The following is a 19,148-nucleotide window of genomic DNA, read 5'->3' as shown; positions in this document are numbered from 1 at the left end:
CGCCCCCCGCCCGTGCAGGGCGGCCCCCGGCGCCCCCGGCCCGGCCCCGCCCCCCCGGCGCGGCACCCGGTTCTCCCGGCGCTGCGGCACCCTCGTGACGCCGGGCGCCCCGTCCCCGGTCCTCGTCGGCCTCTTCGCCGCCACCGGCCGACGCCCGGGGCCGGGACCCCGGGCGTCGGTCCGCCGGCCCGTCGGTCCGCCGGCCCGCCGGCCCGTCAGCCCGTCAGGGAGTCGCGCCAGGCCCGGTGGAGACCCGCGTACCGGCCCTCGCCGCCGACCAGCTCCGCCGGGGCGCCGTCCTCGACGATCCGGCCCGCCTCCATCACCAGGACCCGGTCCGCGACCTCGACCGTGGACAGCCGGTGGGCGATGACCACCGCCGTACGGCCCGCGAGGACCGTGTCCATCGCGTGCTGCACCGCCCGCTCGCCCGGCACGTCCAGCGAGCTGGTCGCCTCGTCCAGGATGAGCACCGCCGGGTCCGCGAGCAGCGCCCGCGCGAAGGCCACCAACTGGCGCTGACCGGCCGAGATCCGGCCACCCCGCTTCCGTACGTCGGTGTCGTAGCCGTCCGGCAGCCCGGCGATGAACTCGTGCGCGCCGATCGCCTTCGCCGCCCGCTCGATCTCCTCCCGGGTGGCGTCCGGGCGCCCGATCGCGATGTTCTCCGCGACCGTCCCGGAGAACAGGAAGGCCTCCTGCGTCACCATCACCACCCCGCGCCGCAGTTCGGGCGTCGCCAGCTCCCGCAGGTCCACGCCGTCGAGCAGCACCCGGCCGTCCGTCGGGTCGTAGAAGCGGGCCAGCAGCTTCGCCAGCGTCGACTTGCCCGCACCGGTCGCGCCGACCACCGCCACCGTCTGCCCGGCCGGGATCCGCAGGTCGAAGCGGGGCAGCACCTCACCGCCCGTCCGGTAGGCGAACCGGACCCCGTCGAAGACGACCTCCCGGCCCGGCGCCGTCCCGGCCCGCTCCGGCAGCTCCCGCGGAGCCGTCGCCTCCGGCACGCCCGGCTCCTGGGCCAGCAGGCCCGCGATCTTGGCGAGCGAAGCGGCCGCCGACTCGTACGAGTTGAGGAACATCCCGAGCCGGTCGATCGGGTCGTACAACCGCCGCACGTACAGCACCGCGGCCGCCAGCACGCCCAGCTCCAGCGAACCGTCCGCGACCCGGTAGGCGCCCCACAGGCACATTCCGGCCACCGCCGTGTTCGCCACCAGACGCGAGCCCACCACGTAGCGGGCCATCTCCAGGAGCGCGTCCCCGTTGCTCCGCTCGTGCCGGTGGTTCAGCCCCGCGAACTCCGCGTCGTTCACCCGCTCCCGGCGGAAGGCCCGCACCGGGCGGATCCCGTTCATCGTCTCCGCGAACTTCACGATCACCCCGGCGATCGCCGTCGACCGCTCCGCGTACACCGCGCCCGCCCGCCGCCGGTACATCCGCACCAGCAGGTACAGCGGCCCGAAGGAGGCCACCGCCAGCGCCCCGATCCCCAGGTCCAGCCAGAGCAGCACCAGCGAGATCGACACGAACGACAGCACCACCCCGATCAGCTCCTGGAGCCCCTCCGACAGCAGCTCCCGCAGCGACTCCACGTCCGTCGTCGACCGGGAGATCAGCCGACCCGAGGTGTACCGCTCGTGGAAGTCCACGCTCAGCACCTGCGCGTGCCGGAAGATCCGCCCCCGCAGGTCGAGCAGCACGTCCTGGTTGATCCGCGCCGCGCCCCGCACGAAGCCGTACTGGAGCGCCCCGGCGCCGACCGCGCACAGCAGATAGCCCACCGCCACCGCCAGCAGCGGCCCGTGGTCCCCGGCCCGGAAGGCGGGCACGCCCCGGTCGATCGCGTACGCCACCAGCAGCGGGCCCGCCTGGACCGCGGCCTCCTTCACCAGCAGCACCAGCGCCGCCGCCGTGACCCGGAACCGGTGCCCGGCCAGCAGCGAGCGCAGCAGCGCCCCGGTCGCCCCCGGCGGTGCCGGCAGGTCGTCCCGGTCGAACGGATCGCCGGGCCCGGACCCGTCCTTCCGCTCTTCCTCCTCCGGCCGCGCGAGCGTGGTCTCCGTCATCGGTCCGTGTCTCCCGTCTCCGCGGACCCCTCGCCCGTGGACCCGCCCGACATCAGCCAGGCGTACTCGGTGCTGCTCCGCAGCAGTTCCTGATGGGTGCCGACCGCCGCGATCCGGCCGCCCGACAGCAGCGCCACCCGGTCGGCCAGCATCACCGTCGACGGACGGTGCGCCACGACCAGCGCCGTCGTCTCCCTCAGCACCTCCCGCAGGGCCGCCTCCACCCGCGCCTCGGTGTGCACGTCGAGCGCCGACAGCGGATCGTCGAGGACCAGGAAGCGCGGCCGGCCGACCACCGCCCGCGCCAGCGCCAGCCGCTGCCGCTGCCCGCCCGAGAGGCTCAGCCCCTGCTCGCCGACCCGTGTCCCGGCCCCCTCGGGCAGCCGCCCGACGAAACCGTCCGCCTGCGCGATCCCCAGCGCCCGGTCGAGCTCCGCCGTCCCGGCCGCCGCGTCCGCGCCCATCAGCACGTTCTCCCCGACGCTCGCCGAGAAGAGGGTGGGCTCCTCGAAGGCCACCGACACCAGCGTCCGCAGCCGCTCCCGCTCCATCAGGGCGATGTCCTCGCCGTCGAGCAGGATCCGCCCGCCGCTCGCCTCGTGCAGCCGGGGCACCAGTGCCGTCAGCGTCGTCTTGCCGGAACCGGTCGCCCCGACGAGCGCCAGCGTCTCGCCCGGCCGGACGTGCAGATCGACGGAGTCCAGCACGGGCGGAGCGCCGTCGGGCGCGTCGGGGAAGCGGAACGACACCCCCTCGAAACGCAGCCCGGGGGCGGTCCCCTCCACCGCCGCCGGAGCGACCGCGTCCCGCTCCTCCTCCGCGTCCATCGCCTCGAAGTACCGCTGCGTCGCCGTCACCGCCTCCTGGCTCATCGCCAGCAGGAAGCCGATCGAGTCCACCGGCCAGCGCAGCGCCAGCGCCGTCGACAGGAAGGCCACCAGGGTCCCCGCCGACAGATCGCCGTCCGCGACCCGCACGGTGCCGAGCACCAGCGCCGCGCCGATCGCCAGTTCCGGCAGGACCGTGATCAGCGCCCAGATCATGGCGAGCAGCCGCGCCTTGGACAGCTCCGTGGAGCGCAGCAGCTCCGCGAGCCGGCGGAAGGCCTCCGCCTGGCTGCGGTGCCGGCCGAAGCCCTTGACGATCCGGATGCCGAGGACGCTCTCCTCCACCACCGTCGTCAGATCGCCCACCTGGTCCTGCGCCCGCCGGGCCACCACCCCGTACCGCCGCTCGAAGTACGAGCAGAGCACCACCACCGGGACCACCGGCGTCAGCAGGACGAGACCGAGCGACAGGTCCTGGGCGAGCAGCAGAGCGCAGCCCGCCACGATCGTCACCCCGTTGACCAGCAGGAAGGTCAGCGGGAAGGCCAGGAACATCCGGATGATCATCAGGTCGGTGGTGCCGCGCGAGAGCAGCTGCCCGGACGCCCACCGGTCGTGGAAGGCGACCGGCAGCCGCTGGAGCCGGCCGTACAGGTCCTCCCGCATCCGCGCCTCCACCGAGGACAGCGGCCGGGCCACCAGCCACCGCCGCAGCCCGAAGAGGACGGCCTCCGCGAAGCCGAGCAGCAGCAGGTACAGCGCCCCCAGCCACACCCCGCCGGGGTCCCGGTCCGCGACCGGCCCGTCCACCAGCCACTTCAGGACCAGCGGGATGACGAGCGACAGACAGGAGGCGACGATCGCGACGACGGCGGCGGTGAAGAACCGCCCGCGCACCGGCCGGACGTACGGCCAGAGCCGCATGAGCACCCGGACGGCCGAACGGTCGACGGGGTGGTTCTCGGGGGTGACAGGTTTCTCGGGCATCGTGTCCGACCCTACGAGCCACCACTGACACGTCTCACCCGATTTTCGGACGCCGCCTCCCGGGACGGCGCCCCGGAGCGCGCCCCGCCCGGCCACCGCCCCCGTCCCGCGGCCGGGCGGAGCCCTCCCGCACCGGCGCCCCGCACCGTCCGTAGGATCCCTGCCCAGTGCACGTACCAGGGGTGGGGACACATATGAGGATCCGGCAGGGATTCCGCGCGGCCGTCGTCGCGCTGCCGCTGCTGCTCGCCGTCACCGGCTGCGAGAACGGCGCCGAGAAGGCGGGCGGCTCCGGGGGCGCGACCGCGACCGCTTCCCCGTCCCGGCCGTCCGTCTTCGAGGTGCCTCCGGAGAAGCAGCCCGCGGCGGCGGGGGTCGCGCTCGCGGACAGCGGGGCGGCCCGCTTCACCACGACCGTCACCTACACGACGGCCGGCGGAAGCGCCGTGGAACGGACCAGCGGGGTCCTCGACTGGCGGAAGGACGCCGCCCGCGCGGAGCGGGTCCTCCGGGTGCCCGCCGGCTTCCCGGCCGCCGTCGCGGACGACCTGGGCCTCCGGCCCGGCCGGACCGACCGGCACGCGTACGCCACCGAGGGGAACCAGGTCGCGTACCGCCCGAAGAGCGGGACCTGGCTGCGGTACGCCGCCTCCGACCCCAAGGAGTTCGCCGACGCCGCCGGCGCCCTCCTGGACTACACGGGCGACGCCGCCCCGTGGGGGCGCACCCTCGCCGAGGTGCTGAAGGTCTCCTTCGCCGTCGAGGACGAGGCGCTGCCGGGCGGCGGGCGCCGCTACCGGACGCAGGTCGACGGGTACGCGACCCACGTCACGCTGCCGCCGGCCGTCGCCCGGTACGTGGACGCGCGGGGCCCCGGGCAGGTGGTCGTCGTCGACCTCGACCGGGAGGGCCGGCTGGTCCGGGCCGAGGCGGACTTCGGGAAGCTGCTCACCCACCTGCACGGCGAGGGGTCGCTGCGCGGACTGACCGGCCTCCGCGTCGAGCTGGCCCTCGCCGGGCACGGCCGCCCGGTCACCGCCCTCGTCCCCGCGACCGAACGGTCCGAGGAGGCGAGGAGGGTGCTCACGGCGATCGACGAGGTCGAGCCGGGTGCCTGCGCGTCCACCGACACCGGCCTCGGCCACATCGGGCTCGTCCGTGTCGTCCCCTGCGGCGGCGGTGCCGACCTGCGGGTCTTCGGGCAGCAGCGGATCGACGAGACCGTCCGGAACGCGAACCCCGAGGGGCTGGGCGACCGGCTGGCCGCCGAGCGGTGCCGCGGCGACTTCCGCGCGGCCCCGGCCGCGTGGACGGCCGGGGCCGGGCCCGAGGGCACGTTCCGGGTCTCCGGCGACGAGGAGCTCACCTTCGTGTTCACCGGCCCCGACGCCCACGTCCGCGGCGACTTCACCTGCTACGTCAGCCTCCGCTGACCCCCGCGGGCGGCGGCCCTCATCCCGTCACCCGCAGCAGCACCACCGAGCGTGCCCCCACCGTGAGCACCGCCCCGCCCGGGTGGAGCGTGCCGGGGGGCGCGGTCTGGTCGTCCAGGGCGGTGTCGAGGACGCGTTCGTACGTCTGGGCCCAGGGCGGTCCGGGGAGGCGGAAGTCCAGGGGGCGGGGGCCCGCGTGGAGGACGGCGAGGAAGCTGTCGTCGAGGACCTGCTCGCCCCGCTCGTCGCGGCCCGGTATGTCGCGGCCCGACAGGTAGAGGGCGAGCGTGGCCGAGGGCGCGTACCAGTCGCGCTCGGTCATCTCGGTGCCGTCGGGGCCGAACCACGCGAGGTCCCGCAGCCCGTCCGCGCCCTGCGGCCGGCCGGAGAAGAAGGCGCGGCGGCGCAGCACCGGGTGGCGGTGGCGCAGCGCGAGCAGCCGCCGTGTCAGGGCGAGGAGCTGGGCGCGGCCGGGGTCGTCCGGGAGCGACCAGTCCAGCCAGCTCGTCTCGTTGTCCTGGCAGTACGCGTTGTTGTTGCCGCCCTGGGTGCGGCCCATCTCGTCGCCGGCGACGAGCATCGGCACCCCGGTGGAGAGCAGCAGCGTGGTGAGCAGGTTGCGGAGCTGGCGGAGTCGGAGGGTGCCGATCTCCGGGTCGCCGGTCTCGCCCTCGGCGCCGCAGTTCCAGGAGCGGTTGTCGTGGGTGCCGTCTCGGTTGCCCTCGCCGTTGGCCTCGTTGTGCTTGCGCTCGTACGTGACGAGGTCGCGGAGGGTGAAGCCGTCGTGGGCGGTGACGAAGTTGACGGAGGCGTAGGGGCGGCGGCCGCCCCAGGCGTAGAGGTCGCTGGAGCCGGAGAGCCGGTAGCCGAGGTCCCGGACGTCGGGCAGGGCGCCGCGCCAGAAGTCCCGGACGGCGTCCCGGTAGCGGTCGTTCCACTCGGTCCACAGCGGCGGGAAGGCGCCGACCTGGTAGCCGCCGTTGCCGACGTCCCAGGGTTCGGCGATGAGCTTGACCCGGCGCAGTACCGGGTCCTGGGCGATGACGGCCAGGAACGGGGAGAGCATGTCGACGTCGTGCATCGACCGGGCGAGCGCCGCCGCCAGGTCGAAGCGGAAGCCGTCGACGCCCATCTCGGTGACCCAGTAGCGCAGGCTGTCGGTGATGAGCCGGAGCACCTGGGGCTGGACGACGTGGAGGGTGTTGCCGCAGCCGGTGTAGTCGGCGTACCGGCGGGCGTCGGACTGGAGCCGGTAGTAGCCGCGGTTGTCGATGCCCTTCAGGGAGAGGGTGGGGCCGAGTTCGCCCGCCTCCGCCGTGTGGTTGTAGACGACGTCGAGGATGACCTCGATGCCGGCCGCGTGCAGCGCCCGCACCATCCGCTTGAACTCGCCGACCTGCTGCCCGGTGGTGCCGGACGAGGAGTAGCCGGCGTGCGGGGCGAAGTAGCCGATCGAGTTGTAGCCCCAGTAGTTGGCGAGGCCGCGGCGCAGCAGGTGGTCCTCGTGGGCGAACTGGTGGACCGGCAGCAGCTCGACCGCCGTCACCCCGAGGCGTACGAGGTGGTCGACGGCGGCCGGGTGCGCGAGTCCGGCGTAGGTGCCCCGCAGGTGTTCCGGGATGCCGGGGTGCCGGGCGGTGAAGCCCTTGACGTGCAGCTCGTAGATGACCGAGTCCTGCCAGGGCGTCTTGGGCCTGCGGTCGTCGGACCAGTCGTCGTCGTCCCGGACGACGACCCCCTTGGGGACGTACGGCGCGGAGTCCCGTTCGTCGCGGACGGTGTCGGCGACGTGCTGCTGCGGCCAGTCCCGGACGTGTCCGTACGCCTCCGGGGGGAGCGCCGCGAAGTCGCCGTCGACGGCCCGCGCGTACGGGTCGAGGAGCAGCTTCGCGGGGTTCCAGCGGGCGCCGGTCCACGGGTCCCAGCGCCCGTGCACCCGGTAGCCGTACCGCTGTCCGGGGCCGACGCCCGGCACGAAGCCGTGCCAGATCTCGTGGGTCAGCTCGGTCAGCGGCAGCCGGGTCTCGGTGCCGTCCGGTGCGAAGAGGCAGAGCTCCACCGCCTCCGCGCCGCCCGCCCAGAGCGCGAAGTTGGTGCCCCGGGTCCCGTCCGGGCCGGTCCGGCACCGGGCCCCGAGCGGGGTGGGCGTCCCCGGCCACACCGGGGGCGCGGGCCGTTCCGGGGCACGCTCCGGTACCGCCTGCTGTTCGGCTGTGCTCGACACCGCCCTGGCCTCCCGCGGCTCCGGCGGGGCCCGCGTGACGGGGCGGGGCGTCCCGGCCCCGGCCCCGCGCGTCCTCCCGCACCTTCGTGTACTCCCGGTCGTCCTTCCTGTTCTGCCCGCGCGGCCGTCCCCCCAACATGGCCCGCGCGCACGTTTCCCCTGGAGGGGGGTCGTCGTTGGGCCACGCGTGACACGTGTATGGGAACGGGCCGGGCAACTCCTCGCGGTGGCGGGGCTCCTCGTGGGCCTCGCCGGCTGCACCGGATCGGACGGGGGAGGGGGCCTCGGCCTGGACCTCCCGGGCAAGGCGCGGGCCCCCGGCGACGTGATCCGGGTCAGCCCGGAGGACGGCAGCCGGGCGGTCCCCGCGGACGGTCCCCTGGAGGTGCGGGTGGACAGCGGCCGGCTCGAACGGGTGAGCGTGACCCAGGTGGCGGACGGCCGCCGCGCGGTCGTGCCCGGCGCGATCGGGGCCGACGGGCTGCGCTGGCGGCCGGCCGACGGCACCCGGCTCGCGCTCGCCGCGAAGTACAGCGTGGACGCGGTGGCGCTCGACGCCCACGGGCGCCGCTCGGCCCGGCACACCACCTTCACCACGGTGGTGCCGGAGAGTCGTTTCATCGGCTACTTCACGCCGGAGAACCGCTCCACGGTCGGCGCCGGCATGATCGTCTCCTTCGGCTTCAACCGCCCGATCGAGAACCGGGCCGAGGTGGAGCGGGCCATCCGGGTCACCGCCGACCCGCCGGTGGAGGTCGTGGGCCACTGGTTCGGCAAGGAGCGGCTCGACTTCCGCCCGGCGGAGTACTGGGCGCCCGGCACCGAGGTGACGGTCGAGCTCGCCCTGCGGGACGTCGAGGGCGCCCCGGGCGTCTACGGCATCCAGCGCAAGACGGTCGGCTTCACCGTCGGCCGCTCCCAGGTCTCCCTGGTCGACGCGGCGGCCCACACCATGGAGGTGCGGCGGGACGGGCGGCTGCTCGCCACCCTGCCGATCACCGCGGGCGCGCCGAAGACCACCACGTACAACGGGAAGATGGTGGTGACCGAGTTGTACGACGTGACCCGGATGAACGGGGCCACGGTCGGCTTCGGCGGCGAGTACGACATCAAGGACGTGCCGCACGCCATGCGGCTCACCGAGTCGGGGACCTTCATCCACGGCAACTACTGGGCCGACGAGTCCACCTTCGGCTCGGCCAACGTCAGCCACGGCTGTGTGGGGCTGCGGGACGTGAAGGGGGGCGGCGCCGAGACCCCGGCGGGCTGGTTCTTCGACCGGAGCCTGGTCGGGGACGTCGTCGAGGTGGTCAACTCCAAGGACCGGAAGGTCGCCCCGGACAACGGCCTGAGCGGCTGGAACACGGACTGGGAGGACTGGAAGAAGGGGTCCGCGCTCCGCTGACCGCTCTGCGGTCCGGGGGCCGGACGCGAGGCGCTCCCCGCTCGCCTCCGGCCCCGTCCCAACTGGGACTGAACGGTGACATTCACGTGGAACTTTCGTGTCGTCCGGTGTGATTATCTAGCGCCGTGCGCGGGACCTGCGTACAGGGGGTGGGGCCCGGCCGGCGGCCGGGTCGTGCGAGGGGAGAAGACCATAGTGAACGGGCAGCCGATATCGGGGACGTCGGCGCGGCGGCGGGGCGTTCGCCTCGGAGCCCTGGCCACGGGGGCACTGCTGCTGGTCCTGACCGCCTGCGGCGGCGAGGACCCGTCCAAGACCGCCGACGGGGCGGGGGCCAAGGGCACCGGCCAGGGGACCACGGCCCCCGACAACGCCGCCTCCCAGGCGGTCGTGACGGTCCTGCCGAAGGACGGCGCCGACTCGGTCGCCACCAGCGGGATCCTCAAGGTCACCGCCGAGCAGGGCAAGCTGACCACCGTGACCGTCGCCGACTCCAAGGGCGCCGCGGTCGAGGGCAAGATCTCGGCGGACGGCGCCAGCTGGGAGCCGCTGGCCCACCTGTCGGCCGGGACCCAGTACAAGGTCCACGCGATCGCGAAGGACGCCGAGGGCCGCGAGTCCGCGAAGGACACCACCTTCACCACGCTGACCCCGAAGAACACCTTCATCGGCCACTACACGCCGGAGGCCGGGACGACCGTCGGCGTCGGCATGCCGGTCTCCATCAACTTCACCCGGGGCATCACCGACCCGGAGGCCGTGGAGAAGGCCATCAAGGTGACGGCCGAGCCGGCCGTCGAGATCGAGGGCCACTGGTTCGGCAACGACCGCCTCGACTTCCGCCCCGAGGAGTACTGGAAGGCGGGGACGAAGGTCACCGTCGAGCTGAACCTGGACGGCGTCGAGGGCCGCCCGGGCGTCTACGGCAAGCAGAAGAAGACGTACTCCTTCACCATCGGCCGCCGCCAGGTCTCCACGGTCGACGCGAGCGCCAAGACGATGAAGGTCGAGCGCGACGGGCAGATCATCAAGACCCTGCCGATCACCGCGGGCGCCCCGTCCACGACCACCTACAACGGCCAGATGGTCATCAGCGAGAAGTACAAGGTGACCCGCATGAACGGGGCCACCGTCGGCTTCGGCGGCGAGTACGACATCAAGGACGTGCCGCACGCCATGCGCTTGTCCACCTCCGGCACCTTCGTGCACGGCAACTACTGGGCCCCGAAGTCCACCTTCGGCTCCCAGAACGTCAGCCACGGCTGCGTCGGCCTCTCGGACGCCCGGGGCGCGGGCGACAGCTCCACCCCGGCCGCCTGGTTCTTCGACCGCTCGATCATCGGTGACGTGGTGATCGTGAAGAACTCCAAGGACAAGCAGATCAAGCCGGAGAACGGCCTGAACGGCTGGAACATGTCCTGGTCGGAGTGGACCGCGTAGGTCCCCCGGCGAGACGGACACGGGCCCGGTGCTGTGAGCAACAGCACCGGGCCCGTCCCCGTTAACGGCCACTAACCTCTTCCCATGACTGTGAACCTCGAAGTCGCCGACGGCGTCGGCACGATCCGCCTCGACCGCCCGCCGATGAACGCCCTGGACATCGCCACCCAGGACCGGCTGCGCGAGCTGGCCCAGGAGGCCACCGACCGCGACGACGTGCGGGCCGTGGTCCTCTACGGCGGCGAGAAGGTCTTCGCGGCCGGCGCGGACATCAAGGAGATGCAGGCCATGGACCACGTGGCCATGGTCGAGCGGTCGCGCGCCCTCCAGGACTCCTTCACCGCCGTCGCGCGCATCCCCAAGCCGGTCGTCGCCGCGATCACCGGCTACGCCCTCGGCGGCGGCTGCGAGCTCGCGCTCTGCGCCGACTACCGGATCGCCGCCGAGAACGCCAAGCTCGGCCAGCCCGAGATCCTGCTCGGTCTGATCCCCGGCGCCGGCGGCACCCAGCGGCTCTCCCGTCTGGTCGGCCCCTCCCGCGCCAAGGACCTCATCTTCACCGGCCGGATGGTGAAGGCCGAGGAGGCCCTCGCGCTCGGCCTGGTCGACCGGGTCGTCCCGGCCGCCGAGGTGTACGAGCAGGCGCACGCCTGGGCCGCGAAGCTCGCCCAGGGCCCGGCGGTCGCGCTGCGCGCCGCCAAGGAGGCGATCGACCAGGGCCTGGAGGCCGACATCGACACCGGCCTCGCCCTCGAACGCACCTGGTTCTCCGCGCTGTTCGCCACCGCGGACCGCGAGACCGGCATGCGCAGCTTCGTCGAAGAGGGCCCGGGCAAGGCGAAGTTCGCCTGACCGCACGCCGCGCGGACCGTCATCCGACGGTCCGTCACGGCGACGCGCCGCCCCGCGGGGGCCATTCCGCCGGAACGGCCCCCGCGGGCCGTCTCCTGCGGCCATGATGGGGGGCATGGCGGGCCTGGAGAGCAGGGAACAACCACGGCAGGGCGGCGTGCCCGCCGCCCGGTGGACACCGACCCTGGAGGACGAAGAGGCCCTCGCGGCGATGGACCGGTACGGCAACCCGGCGGAGGTCGACGTCCGGTTGCCGTCGCTCCCGGAGTCGGCCAGGATCGCCCGCCGGATGACCCAGTACGTGGTGCTCCGGCAGTGGGGGCTGGGTCCGAACCTCGCCGAGCACGCCGTCCTGCTCGTCTCCGAACTCGTCGGGAACGCGGTCCGGCACACCGGTGCCCGGGTCTTCGTGCTGCGCGCCCAGCGGCGCCCCGGCCGGATCCGGATCGAGGTGCGCGACCCCTCGCGCGGCCTGCCCTGCCTGATGCCGGTGGCCGAGCTCGACGTCAGCGGCCGGGGCCTCTTCCTCGTCGACAAGCTCTCCGACCGGTGGGGCGCGGACCTCGGGCCGCGCGGCAAGACGACCTGGTTCGAGATGCGGGTCACCGACCGCTGACCGGGCCGCGGACGCACGGAAGCCCCCGTGCGCCGTGGTGGGGCTGCTGGGGGCTTCCGTGTGATGCGCCGTGGACGGGGGGGTGTATCCACGGCCGCTTGAACGACCTGGCCCGGGTCAATGGGGGTCGTGTCATCGACTATGACAGACGGCGGCCACACCGCCAAGCACCCACATCGTTATCAATCCGGACATACCTGAACGTTTTAAATGTGAATCGTTGGTGATCTGTGGCACTCACCTTGAAAACTGTGAATGGCTATGCGGTTCATCGATTGTTTCCCTCGATCATCCACATAGTGGACGCCCGGCTGCGGTCTAGCGCGCGGTGAGGAGCGCCTCCGAGGCCACCGGCCGGTACCCCGCCGCCTGGAAGGTCCGCACGCTGCGCGCGTTGCCCGGCGACTGCTGCGCCCACACCACGGAGTCCGGCGTCAGGTGCCGCGCCGCCGTCGCCAGCGCCCGGCCCAGCCCCCGGTGGCGCACCGCCTCGTCGACCTCGATCGCCGCCTCCATGCGCCCGGCGACACCGCGCCCCAGGATCAGCACCCCGCCGTCCGCCGCCCACACCCGTACGTCGTCCCGGTACTTCAGCGCCCGGGCCACCCGGGGGTGCTCCGGGTCCTCGATCTCCCGCAGCGTCACCGGCGGCGGGCCCGGCAGGGCGTCGGCGACCGTCAGCAGGTCGATGGTGTTCATCCGCCGGCCGGTCCGGGCCATCAGCCGCACGAGGAAGCCCGGGTTCATGCTCGCGGCGAGCGGATCGCTCCCGGTCGCGGCCAGCTCGGCCCTCACCCACTCGGGATCGACGTCCGCGAAGACCACCGAGTGGGCCGTGAAGGCCAGCACCCCGGCGTCGCGCTCGTCCGGCTGCGGGACCACCGTCGTCCGGCCGTCCGTCGCGGGGAACCCCCCGCGCGCCGCCGCCTCCAGGATCCGTGTCACGTCACTGCTCATACCGCCATCATCGGACACCGCTCGGCCAGCTAATCTGACCCCCGTCAGAACAGCACCGAGAAGGGGCGGAAGCAGTGGCGGACATCGAGTCGGCACGGACGGCATTCAACCGGTACGACGTGGACGGGGACGGCTTCATCACCGCCACGGAGTACAAGAGCGTCATGGCCCAGCTGGGCGACTTCAACGTCACCGAGACGGTGGCCGAGGCCCTCATCAAGCAGCGCGACGACAACGGCGACGGCCGCCTGTCGTGGGACGAGTTCTGGTCCCACCTCAGCAAGGCGTGACCCGGGCCTGACCGGCCCCGGGGCCGGGTCCGGGCGGCGTTCACCCTGAGTCGCCGCCCGTCCCGGGCCCGGTGACGAGCGACCGGTGACGCCCCCCGGACCCCTCGGCACCCGAGCCGTCGAGGCGCCGCGGCCCTCGCGGCCGCCGTCCTCGGCGCCCTTGCCGCCGCCTTCTCGGCGCCGGCGAGCCGCGGATGCCCGCGACCGGCTCCACCGCCCCGCTCCGGCTCCTCCTCCGGGGCTCAGTCGCGCGCCACCAGCAGGGCGGTTCCCCACAGCGCCAGGGCCGCGGGGAGCCCCACGGAGGCCCGTACCGCCTCCGCCGTGAGCCCGGCGGCCACCAGGGCCGCCCCGAGCGCCCCCAGCCCGGTCAGGGCCGCCGCCAGCCACCCGTACTGGCGCTGGTCGTAGAGGCGGGCCAGCGGGAAGAAGTGCAGGCCGACGACGAGGCAGATCCCGACCGGAATCCACTCCTGGCGCCCGGCCGCGTTCGAGGCCGCGATCACGCCGACGATCGCGGCCACCTCGACCGCGTTCACCACCCCGACCCCGCGGTTCCACCGCTCCGGCAGCCGCACCGGACGGGTCACCTCACGGGCCGTCCCCCGGAAGCCGGCGGCCAGTGCCCCGGCCGTCAGCAGGACCCCCAGCGCCCCCGCGACCGGGAGTCCCGGCGCGGGCAGCCCCGAGCCGCCCGCGAGCGCCCACACCAGCCCGAAGACGGAGAGCACGACGACTCCCCGGCGGCGCAGGGTGCGGGTCAGGGCGAGGCATTCGGCATCCACAGTCATGGTCATGATCGGGACCCTAGCGATGGAATCCGGCCGCGACCGGGGAATTCGGACATCCGTCCGGGGATTGGCCTAGACCTATTGCCCGGGAGGGGGGCCGCCGATACGTTTCGTCCCGGCTGCGCAGCCTGCACGAACCGCACGGCACCATCCCGCACCGCATCGCATCGTTCATTTCAGGAGGACATGCCATGTACCGTCGCGTCGCAGCCGCACTCGCCACCGCGGCCACCGCCGGAGCCCTCGCCCTCGGCACCGCCGGCACCGCCGAGGCCGCCGGCCCCGGCTTCTACCCGCGCAGCCACCACTCCTCGTACGCCGAGTGCCAGGCCACCGGCCAGGCCGGGTACACGATCTGGGGCCCGATCTTCCTCTGTGAGCCCTTCAGCTCCACCCGCCCGGACGTCATCGTCCTCTGGGTCCGCTACTGACCCACACGCGCGACGGCCGGTCCCGTGGGGGCGGGACCGGCCGTTCGTCACGTACGCGCGGGTGCGCCGCGCCGGGGCGTCAGCACTCGATGATGTTGACCGCGAGGCCGCCGCGGGCGGTCTCCTTGTACTTGACGCTCATGTCGGCGCCGGTCTCCTTCATGGTCTTGATGACCTTGTCGAGGGAGACCAGGTGGCTGCCGTCGCCGCGCATCGACATCTTCGCCGCCGTGACGGCCTTGACCGCCGCCATGCCGTTGCGCTCGATGCACGGGATCTGCACGAGGCCGCCGACCGGGTCGCAGGTGAGGCCCAGGTTGTGCTCCATGCCGATCTCGGCCGCGTTCTCCACCTGCTCGGGGGAGCCGCCGAGGACCTCGGCCAGCGCGCCGGCCGCCATCGAGCAGGCCGAGCCGACCTCGCCCTGGCAGCCGACCTCGGCGCCGGAGATCGAGGCGTTCTCCTTGAAGAGCATGCCGACCGCGCCGGCCGCGAGGAGGAAGCGCACGATGCCGTCCTCGTCGGCGCCGGGGACGAAGTTCATGTAGTAGTGCAGGACCGCCGGGATGATGCCGGCCGCGCCGTTGGTCGGGGCGGTGACCACCCGGCCGCCCGCCGCGTTCTCCTCGTTCACCGCCATCGCGTAGAGGGTGATCCACTCCATCGCGTGCGCGGCCGGGTCGCCCTCGGAGCGCAGCTTGCGGGCGGAGGTCGCGGCCCGGCGGCGGACCTTCAGACCGCCGGGGAGGATGCCCTCGCGGGACATGCCGCGCGAGACGCAGGCCTGCATGACCCGCCAGATCTCCAGCAGGCCGGCGCGGATCTCGTCCTCGGTGCGCCAGGCCTTCTCGTTCTCCAGCATCAGCGAGGAGATCGACAGGCCGGTCTCCTTCGCCAGGCGCAGCAGTTCGTCACCGGTGCGGAAGGGGTACTTCAGGACCGTGTCGTCCGGGATGATCGGGTCCTCGCCCGCGACGGCGTCCTCGTCGACGACGAAGCCGCCGCCGACGGAGTAGTACGTCTTCTCCAGGACGAGCCCGCCCTCGGCGTCGTACGCGAAGACCGTCATGCCGTTGGCGTGGTACGGCAGCGCCTTGCGCCGGTGCAGGACCAGGTCGGCGTCGAAGTCGAAGTCGATCTCGTGGGCGCCGAGTACGTTGATCCGCCCGCTCGCCTTGATCCGCTCGAACTCCTCGTCGGCGTGCTCCACGTCGACCGTGCGGGGCGAGTTGCCCTCCAGGCCGAGCAGGACCGCCTTCGGGGTGCCGTGACCGTGGCCGGTCGCGCCCAGCGAGCCGTACAGCTCCGCCCGCACCTTCGCGGTGGAGGCGAGCAGGCCCTCGTTCTTCAGCCGGCGGGCGAACATCCGGGCCGCGCGCATCGGGCCCACCGTGTGGGAGCTGGACGGGCCGATGCCGACCGAGAACAGGTCGAAGACCGAGATGGCCACGGGGAGACTCCTTGTGGGGCTAGACGCCGTTGTCTGCCGGGGTGGTGCAGAAACAAGCAGGGAGAGGCGGTGCGGGGGCGCGGGACAAAGGGGTGGGGCACCGCGCTCACTGTCCAGTGTGCGCGGTGCCCCGGAGCTTCGTACGAATAAAAGCGTACGAAATTACTTCAGGCCGGGGTACAGCGGGTGCTTGTCGGCCAGCGCGGTCACGCGGGCCTTCAGCGCCTCGGCCTTCTCGCCGTCGAAGCCCGGCTTCAGCGTCTCGGCGATGATGTCGGCGACCTCGGTGAAGTCCTCGGCCGTGAAGCCGCGGGTGGCGAGGGCCGGCGTGCCGATGCGCAGACCGGAGGTGACCATCGGCGGGCGCGGGTCGTTCGGAACGGCGTTCCGGTTGACCGTGATGCCGACCTCGTGGAGCCGGTCCTCGGCCTGCTGGCCGTCGAGCTCGGAGTTCCGCAGGTCCACCAGGACCAGGTGCACGTCCGTGCCGCCGGACAGGACCGAGACGCCGTGGGCGGTGACGTCGTCCTGGACCAGGCGCTCGGCGAGGGCGCGGGCGCCGTCCAGGGTGCGCTGCTGGCGCTCCTTGAACTCCTCCGAGGCCGCGACCTTGAAGGAGACGGCCTTGGCCGCGATCACGTGCTCCAGCGGGCCGCCCTGGAAGCCGGGGAAGACCGAGGAGTTCAGCTTCTTGGCGAACTCCTTCTTCGCCAGGATGATGCCGCCGCGCGGGCCGCCGAGCGTCTTGTGCGTGGTGGAGGTCACCACGTCCGCGTACTCGACCGGGTTCGGGTGCAGACCGGCCGCGACCAGGCCCGCGAAGTGGGCCATGTCGACCCACAGGTACGCCTCGACCTCGTCGGCGATCCGGCGGAACTCCGCGAAGTCCAGCTGGCGCGGGTAGGCCGACCAGCCGGCGATGATCACCTTCGGGCGGTGCTCCTTGGCGAGGCGCTCGACCTCGGCCATGTCGACCAGGCCGGCCTCGTCCACGTGGTACGCGACCACGTTGAACTGCTTGCCCGAGAAGTTCAGGCGCATGCCGTGGGTGAGGTGGCCGCCGTGCGCCAGGTCGAGACCGAGGATCGTGTCGCCGGGCTGGGCGATCGCGAAGAGGGCGGCCTGGTTGGCGGAGGCACCGGAGTGCGGCTGCACGTTGGCGTACTCGGCGCCGAACAGGTCCTTGATCCGGTCGATCGCGATCTGCTCGGCCACGTCGACGTGCTCACAGCCGCCGTAGTAGCGGCGGCCCGGGTAGCCCTCGGCGTACTTGTTGGTGAGGACGGAGCCCTGGGCCTCCATGACCGCGACCGGAGCGAAGTTCTCCGAGGCGATCATCTCGAGGGTGGACTGCTGACGGCGGAGCTCGGCGTCGACGGCGGCGGCGACGTCCGGGTCCAGCTCGTGGAGGGGAGTGTTCAGAAGCGACATGAAGCGATCCCTTGGGGGTCTCGGTCAGCCTGCGGTGAAGGCGGTGTACTCGTCGGCGCTGAGCAGGTCGTCCTGCTCGGCCGTGAGGCGCACCTTGAACAGCCAGCCGCCCTCGAACGGAGCGGAGTTCACCAGCGACGGGTCGTCCACGACGTCCTGGTTGGCCTCGACGACCTCGCCGGTCACCGGGGAGTACAGCTCGCTCACGGACTTGGTCGACTCCAGCTCGCCGCACTCCTCGCCCGCGGTCACGGTGGCGCCGACCTCGGGGAGCTGGACGAACACGATGTCACCGAGGGCGTTGGCCGCGTGCTCGGTGATGCCGATCGTGGCGACGCCGTCCTCGACGGCCGACAGCCACTCGTGCTCCTTGCTGTAGCGAAGCTGCTGGGGGTTGCTCATGGCCTGATTCTCCTGGATCGGGGGGGTGCGGATGTACGTGGGTCTTGCGGGGTGAGACGTGTCCTGAGACGAATGCGTCACTTCTGGCGCTTGTAGAACGGCAGCGCCACGACCTTGTAGGGCTCGTGGGTGCCGCGGATGTCCACGCCTACACCCTCGGTGCCCGGAACCGCGTGCGCCGCGTCGACGTACGCCATCGCGATCGGCTCGCCGAGCGTCGGGGAGGGAGCGCCCGAGGTGATCTCGCCGACGACCTCGCCGCCCGCGACGACCTGCATGCCGGCGCGCGGCACGCGGCGGCCCTCGGCGATCAGACCGACCAGCTTGCGCGGCGGGGCGGTCTCGGCGCGCTCGGCGGCGGCCTCCAGCGCCTTGCGGCCGACGAAGTCGCCCGGCTTCTCGAACTTCACGACCCGGCCGAGACCGGCGTCGAAGGGGGTGAGGGAGGTGGTCAGCTCGTGCCCGTACAGCGGCATGCCCGCCTCCAGGCGGAGCGTGTCACGGCAGGACAGGCCGCACGGGATGAGGCCGACGCCCGCGCCCGCCTCGGTCAGCGCCGTCCACACGCCCTCGGCGTGCTCCGGCTTCAGGAAGAGCTCGAAACCGTCCTCGCCGGTGTAGCCGGTCCGGGCGATCAGCGCCGGGACGCCGGCGACGGTGCCGGGGAGGCCCGCGTAGTACTTCAGGCCGTCCAGGTCGGCGTCGGTGAGCTGCTTGAGGATGCCGGGGGACTCGGGGCCCTGCACGGCGAGCAGCGCGTAGGCGTCGCGGTCGTCGCGGACCTCGGCGTCGAAGCCCCCGGACCGGGCGACCAGCGCGTCCAGCACGATCTGGGCGTTGGAGGCGTTGGCGACGACCATGTACTCGGTCTCGCCGAGGCGGTAGACGATCAGGTCGTCGAGGATCCCGCCGTCCTCCTGGCAGATCATCGTGTAGCGGGCGCGCCCGTTGCCCACCGTGGAGATGTTGCCGACCAGGGCGTGGTCCAGCAGGTCGACGGCCTGCGGGCCGGTGACGGTGATCTCGCCCATGTGGGAGAGGTCGAAGAGGCCGGCCCTGGTGCGGACGGCGTTGTGCTCGTCGCGCTCGCTGCCGTACCGCAGCGGCATGTCCCAGCCCGCGAAGTCGGTCATGGTCGCGCCCAGCGAACGATGCAGGGCATCGAGGGCGGTCAGACGGGGGGTGGTGCTCATGGACGTGGCTCCCGGGTCCCGAAGGCGGAAAACATGACAGGCAAGGACGGTCCTCCCCATCTGTCATGGAACCTGAGAGGTTCACCGGGGGCATCCCCGGCTTGCACCTTGGGTGGGGACACCAGGTGTCCCGCTTTTCAGATCTGCCTCATCCACGCGGTACGGGGCCTGAGAGATTCAAGGGAGGGTCTTGCTCCTTCGGCGCCCGGACGGCCGAAGGCCGGTCCGGAACTCTCCCGCGCGGATTCGAGCGGCCGGTATGCGGTTGTACGGCGCTGCGCGCGCCTGGCGCGCACATCCTCGCATACGGTGTCGGCGCCGCAAATCGCTTGTCTCGGATTACCGTTTCT

The 19,148-nt window shown here is 72.9% G+C and carries 16 protein-coding genes and 1 riboswitch; of the genes, 7 read left to right on the top strand and 9 right to left on the bottom strand.

Annotated features, from left to right (window positions below):
* Positions 1-215: 215 nt before the first annotated feature.
* Both ACFQ8C_RS22260 and ACFQ8C_RS22255 read right to left on the bottom strand, forming a co-directional pair.
* Positions 216-2,069, bottom strand: a complete 1,854-nt coding sequence (locus ACFQ8C_RS22260; RefSeq protein ID WP_383460227.1) for an ABC transporter ATP-binding protein — start codon at positions 2,067-2,069, stop codon at positions 216-218.
* The gene (locus ACFQ8C_RS22255; protein WP_383460224.1) at positions 2,066-3,883 is read right to left on the bottom strand and encodes an ABC transporter ATP-binding protein; all 1,818 of its coding nucleotides are present in this window, start codon (positions 3,881-3,883) and stop codon (positions 2,066-2,068) included. Before ACFQ8C_RS22255 ends, ACFQ8C_RS22260 begins: the two co-directional genes overlap by 4 nt.
* A 194-nt stretch (positions 3,884-4,077) precedes the next feature.
* Here ACFQ8C_RS22255 and ACFQ8C_RS22250 point away from each other — a divergent pair, with 194 nt between their 5' ends.
* Positions 4,078-5,316 (top strand): hypothetical protein, encoded by a 1,239-nt coding sequence (locus tag ACFQ8C_RS22250; protein ID WP_383460221.1) that lies wholly within the window; start codon positions 4,078-4,080, stop codon positions 5,314-5,316.
* Positions 5,317-5,335: 19 nt separating this feature from the next.
* Here ACFQ8C_RS22250 and glgX read toward each other — a convergent pair whose 3' ends face one another.
* Positions 5,336-7,540 (bottom strand): glycogen debranching protein GlgX, encoded by a 2,205-nt coding sequence (gene glgX, locus ACFQ8C_RS22245; protein ID WP_383460219.1) that lies wholly within the window; start codon positions 7,538-7,540, stop codon positions 5,336-5,338.
* Between the two features lie 187 nt (positions 7,541-7,727).
* On the opposite strand from glgX, the gene ACFQ8C_RS22240 reads away from it, so the two are divergent.
* The 4 genes from ACFQ8C_RS22240 to ACFQ8C_RS22225 all read left to right on the top strand — a co-directional run bounded on the left by ACFQ8C_RS22240 (position 7,728) and on the right by ACFQ8C_RS22225 (position 11,853).
* A complete protein-coding gene (locus ACFQ8C_RS22240; protein ID WP_383460216.1) occupies positions 7,728-8,945 on the top strand; it encodes an Ig-like domain-containing protein in 1,218 nt (405 codons plus the stop codon).
* Between the two features lie 195 nt (positions 8,946-9,140).
* On the top strand, positions 9,141-10,385 hold the full coding sequence (locus ACFQ8C_RS22235; RefSeq protein WP_383460214.1) for an Ig-like domain-containing protein: 1,245 nt from the start codon (positions 9,141-9,143) through the stop codon (positions 10,383-10,385).
* Between the two features lie 84 nt (positions 10,386-10,469).
* Complete coding sequence (locus ACFQ8C_RS22230) at positions 10,470-11,237, top strand: enoyl-CoA hydratase/isomerase family protein (protein ID WP_383460211.1); 768 nt, start codon at positions 10,470-10,472, stop codon at positions 11,235-11,237.
* A 115-nt stretch (positions 11,238-11,352) separates the two neighbouring features.
* Positions 11,353-11,853, top strand: coding sequence for an ATP-binding protein (locus tag ACFQ8C_RS22225; RefSeq protein WP_383460208.1), 501 nt, complete (start codon positions 11,353-11,355; stop codon positions 11,851-11,853).
* A gap of 318 nt (positions 11,854-12,171) precedes the next feature.
* On the opposite strand, the gene ACFQ8C_RS22220 is transcribed toward ACFQ8C_RS22225, so the two are convergent.
* Positions 12,172-12,810, bottom strand: coding sequence for a GNAT family N-acetyltransferase (locus tag ACFQ8C_RS22220; RefSeq protein WP_383460206.1), 639 nt, complete (start codon positions 12,808-12,810; stop codon positions 12,172-12,174).
* Between the two features lie 74 nt (positions 12,811-12,884).
* Between ACFQ8C_RS22220 and ACFQ8C_RS22215 the strand changes: the two genes are divergently transcribed.
* Positions 12,885-13,100, top strand: a complete 216-nt coding sequence (locus ACFQ8C_RS22215) for an EF-hand domain-containing protein (RefSeq protein ID WP_383460203.1) — start codon at positions 12,885-12,887, stop codon at positions 13,098-13,100.
* Positions 13,101-13,342: 242 nt separating this feature from the next.
* Here ACFQ8C_RS22215 and ACFQ8C_RS22210 read toward each other — a convergent pair whose 3' ends face one another.
* Positions 13,343-13,897 (bottom strand): hypothetical protein, encoded by a 555-nt coding sequence (locus ACFQ8C_RS22210; protein WP_383460201.1) that lies wholly within the window; start codon positions 13,895-13,897, stop codon positions 13,343-13,345.
* Between the two features lie 185 nt (positions 13,898-14,082).
* On the opposite strand from ACFQ8C_RS22210, the gene ACFQ8C_RS22205 reads away from it, so the two are divergent.
* Positions 14,083-14,322: a hypothetical protein gene (locus tag ACFQ8C_RS22205; protein WP_383460198.1), complete on the top strand. Its 240-nt coding sequence runs from the start codon at positions 14,083-14,085 to the stop codon at positions 14,320-14,322.
* Positions 14,323-14,401: 79 nt separating this feature from the next.
* Here ACFQ8C_RS22205 and ACFQ8C_RS22200 read toward each other — a convergent pair whose 3' ends face one another.
* The 4 genes from ACFQ8C_RS22200 to gcvT form a co-directional block, all read right to left on the bottom strand.
* Positions 14,402-15,772 carry an L-serine ammonia-lyase gene (locus ACFQ8C_RS22200; protein WP_383460195.1) on the bottom strand — a complete coding sequence of 457 codons (1,371 nt, stop codon included), beginning with the start codon at positions 15,770-15,772 and terminating at the stop codon, positions 14,402-14,404.
* A 162-nt stretch (positions 15,773-15,934) separates the two neighbouring features.
* Positions 15,935-17,203 carry a serine hydroxymethyltransferase gene (gene glyA / locus ACFQ8C_RS22195; protein ID WP_043219855.1) on the bottom strand — a complete coding sequence of 423 codons (1,269 nt, stop codon included), beginning with the start codon at positions 17,201-17,203 and terminating at the stop codon, positions 15,935-15,937.
* Between the two features lie 24 nt (positions 17,204-17,227).
* Entirely contained in the window at positions 17,228-17,605 is a 378-nt protein-coding gene (gene gcvH, locus ACFQ8C_RS22190; RefSeq protein WP_383460192.1) for a glycine cleavage system protein GcvH, read from the bottom strand.
* A gap of 77 nt (positions 17,606-17,682) precedes the next feature.
* Entirely contained in the window at positions 17,683-18,798 is a 1,116-nt protein-coding gene (gcvT, locus tag ACFQ8C_RS22185; protein WP_383460190.1) for a glycine cleavage system aminomethyltransferase GcvT, read from the bottom strand.
* 147 nt (positions 18,799-18,945) lie between these two features.
* Positions 18,946-19,047: riboswitch (glycine riboswitch) on the bottom strand.
* Between the last annotated feature and the right edge of the window lie 101 nt (positions 19,048-19,148).

The sequence above is a fragment of the Streptomyces sp. NPDC056503 genome, assembly GCF_042794995.1.
Classification (GTDB): Bacteria; Actinomycetota; Actinomycetes; order Streptomycetales; family Streptomycetaceae; genus Streptomyces.
This window is presented reverse-complemented; position numbering and strand designations above follow the sequence as displayed.

What these genes read in the sequence shown, in the direction of transcription:
- ACFQ8C_RS22260 (WP_383460227.1), bottom strand. Translation starts at nt 2,069, where the DNA reads ATGACGGAGACCACGCTCGCGCGGCCGGAGGAGGAAGAGCGGAAGGAC.
- ACFQ8C_RS22255 (WP_383460224.1), bottom strand. Translation starts at nt 3,883, where the DNA reads ATGCCCGAGAAACCTGTCACCCCCGAGAACCACCCCGTCGACCGTTCG.
- ACFQ8C_RS22250 (WP_383460221.1), top strand. Translation starts at nt 4,078, where the DNA reads ATGAGGATCCGGCAGGGATTCCGCGCGGCCGTCGTCGCGCTGCCGCTG.
- ACFQ8C_RS22230 (WP_383460211.1), top strand. Translation starts at nt 10,470, where the DNA reads ATGACTGTGAACCTCGAAGTCGCCGACGGCGTCGGCACGATCCGCCTC.
- ACFQ8C_RS22225 (WP_383460208.1), top strand. Translation starts at nt 11,353, where the DNA reads ATGGCGGGCCTGGAGAGCAGGGAACAACCACGGCAGGGCGGCGTGCCC.
- ACFQ8C_RS22220 (WP_383460206.1), bottom strand. Translation starts at nt 12,810, where the DNA reads ATGAGCAGTGACGTGACACGGATCCTGGAGGCGGCGGCGCGCGGGGGG.
- ACFQ8C_RS22210 (WP_383460201.1), bottom strand. Translation starts at nt 13,897, where the DNA reads ATGACCATGACTGTGGATGCCGAATGCCTCGCCCTGACCCGCACCCTG.
- ACFQ8C_RS22205 (WP_383460198.1), top strand. Translation starts at nt 14,083, where the DNA reads ATGTACCGTCGCGTCGCAGCCGCACTCGCCACCGCGGCCACCGCCGGA.
- glyA (WP_043219855.1), bottom strand. Translation starts at nt 17,203, where the DNA reads ATGTCGCTTCTGAACACTCCCCTCCACGAGCTGGACCCGGACGTCGCC.
- gcvH (WP_383460192.1), bottom strand. Translation starts at nt 17,605, where the DNA reads ATGAGCAACCCCCAGCAGCTTCGCTACAGCAAGGAGCACGAGTGGCTG.
- gcvT (WP_383460190.1), bottom strand. Translation starts at nt 18,798, where the DNA reads ATGAGCACCACCCCCCGTCTGACCGCCCTCGATGCCCTGCATCGTTCG.